Below are 2,253 nucleotides of genomic sequence, written 5' to 3'. Positions count from 1 at the left end.
CCCGCCCATTTGGGGCGCAACGCGGGGGTGGGGCCTCTCCAGTCGGGCTACGCCCTCCCTGCGAGCCCCCACCCCCGCGTTCTCATCCTGATTGACGCTGGATTCTCACCTTGTTTGTCGCGCGGCAGGCTGTTCTTGAGCTTACCTACACCGCCCACGACATGGCACCATTTGCTCAGGATATGGGCTATGTGGATGAAGCTGGAACTGTGAAGCCCCCCTTCACTTGGGATAAAGAGCGCCGCCTTATCTTGCGCGCCAAGCTCGACGCCGTCTTTTTTCATCTCTACGGCATCACTGACCGCGACGACATCCGCTACATCTATTCGACCTTCCCAATTGTCGAGCGCGAAGAGAAGTCCGCTTATGGCGGGAAATACCGCTCTTGCGATCTATGCCTTGCCTACATGAACGCACTCGCCGCCGGAAACCCGGATGCAGAGATTAAGCTATGAGTGACGAGGAAAAGATAACCGAAAGAATAGCTGCCTTCGCTCAAGGCTGCTTCCAGCAGCATCCGGTAGTGATTTTGGGGAGTGGAGCATCCATTGTTCATGGCCTGAGAGGCATGACTGAGCTGTCACAATATCTGAGGGACAACATTCAGCCAGATGAAGGTGATGAAGCTGATGCCTGGATGTTGATCAAAACAGCTTTGGCCCATGGTGACGGACTAGAGGAAGCTCTCTTAAAAACTGCTGCTCCATTGAGCCTCGTATCGAAGATCGTCACGCACACTTGGCAAGCCATTGCGGAGGATGATTTGGCTCTAATGGGCCGCGCAGCGCGCGGAGATGAGCATTTTCAACTCGCTGACTTACTTCGCGGCATGTTCAAAAGCACCCATATGGTGACGAACATCGTGACTCCCAATTATGATCGAGTCGCAGAATATGCTTCGGATATTGCGGGATACTTCCACTCGACTGGATTCGCTCCAAGCATAATTCGGTCACGGGAAGGTGCCGATACCGTTTCAGTTCGTCGAGGCAACCATCCCGCTAGGACAGTTAGAATTTGGAAAGTTCACGGATCACTCGATTGGTTTGCAGACGCTAATGGCCAAGTTGTCTCGCTACCTATTCCCGAAACGCTGCCAGAAGGTTTCGAGCCGTTGATAGTTACTCCAGGCGTCAGCAAATATGAACGCACGCACGATGAACCATTTCGATCGGCCATCCAAGGCGCTGATAGAGCATTGGAGCAAGCTGCATCATTTCTCTGTATCGGCTACGGCTTCCGCGACAGGCACATTCAGCCAAAGATCGTTGAGCGATGTAAGCAGCAAAATGTGCCAATCGTAATATTGACGCGCACGCTCACTGGCGACGCTAAGGACTTTATAGCCAACAATGCCGGAATCAATTACTTTGCACTCGAAAAAGACGGAAGTGGAACGCGGGCGTACTTTCCTGATCAGCCCGAGGGCGTAACGATAGCCGCCCCCGATATCTGGACGTTCGACAATTTTAACAGAATGGTGATGTGAGGTTAATAAATGTCCATATTTGATTACGAAGACGCAGAAGCGTTGGGAAAGATTATCTCAGTAGATACCGCCGTTGTGGTTGTCCGCGTCGACGAACTTGAAAGACTCAAGCGTGTCCAAGTAAATCGTCTGGTTGCTCTACAGAGCAGCAAGGCAGGTCAACACTTGGTAGGTGTAGTATCGCGCATTACTCGTAAGGCACTAGACACCCAACCTGAGGAACCACAGCCGGAAGCAGATGAGATCGTTGAACTTCCTGAGAACAACCTTGTTCGGGTATCGCTCATTGGAACTCTCATCGACAAGCTGGGACTTCAGGAAAATGTCTTCAGACGAACTTTGGAGACCGTCCCCGAAATTGACGCAAACTGCTTTGCGCTGGAGGGGAAACGCCTGACGAATTTCATGCAAGTCATTTCTAATGTGACTGGAGAGGGTCCTCAACTTGAACTTGGTAAGTATACGTTGGACGAAAAAGCCACCGCATTTCTTAACGGCAACAGGCTATTTCAGCGCCACGCTATCGTAGTCGGAAGCACCGGTTCTGGAAAGTCGTACACAACAGCGCGCGTGCTCGATCAGGTCGCCGCCTTGGGTCAGGCAAATGCCATACTGTTTGATTGAAGTGGTCCCACCTTTTCGGACATGTTTGCAGCTTTTCTAAGGTGTATCGGGTTTAGGTTTCATGCTGCTTCTTGTTGTTCCAAGCCTACCCAATATGCGTCGTCAGGCGTCTGCCGATCAAGGGCGGAATGGGGCCTTTT

Annotated in this window: 3 protein-coding genes; all 3 read left to right on the top strand. The window is 51.8% G+C overall.

Annotated elements, in window-relative coordinates; translation table 11 throughout:
- The first annotated feature begins 110 nt into the window (after positions 1-110).
- The 3 genes from BHD06_RS22565 to BHD06_RS22555 are packed head-to-tail and all read left to right on the top strand — an operon-like array spanning position 111 to position 2,113.
- Positions 111-455: a hypothetical protein gene (locus tag BHD06_RS22565; protein ID WP_217805726.1), complete on the top strand. Its 345-nt coding sequence runs from the start codon at positions 111-113 to the stop codon at positions 453-455.
- Positions 452-1,489, top strand: a complete 1,038-nt coding sequence (locus BHD06_RS22560; protein WP_080459182.1) for an SIR2 family protein — start codon at positions 452-454, stop codon at positions 1,487-1,489. The genes BHD06_RS22565 and BHD06_RS22560 overlap by 4 nt, the downstream gene beginning before the upstream one ends.
- 9 nt (positions 1,490-1,498) lie before the next feature.
- Positions 1,499-2,113, top strand: a complete 615-nt coding sequence (locus tag BHD06_RS22555) for a helicase HerA domain-containing protein (protein ID WP_080459181.1) — start codon at positions 1,499-1,501, stop codon at positions 2,111-2,113.
- Positions 2,114-2,253 lie beyond the last annotated feature (140 nt).

The sequence above is a fragment of the Roseovarius sp. A-2 genome (genome assembly GCF_002072155.1).
GTDB lineage: Bacteria > Pseudomonadota > Alphaproteobacteria > Rhodobacterales > Rhodobacteraceae > Roseovarius.
Note: the sequence above shows the minus strand (reverse complement) of the source record. Positions and strands in the feature narration are given on the sequence as shown.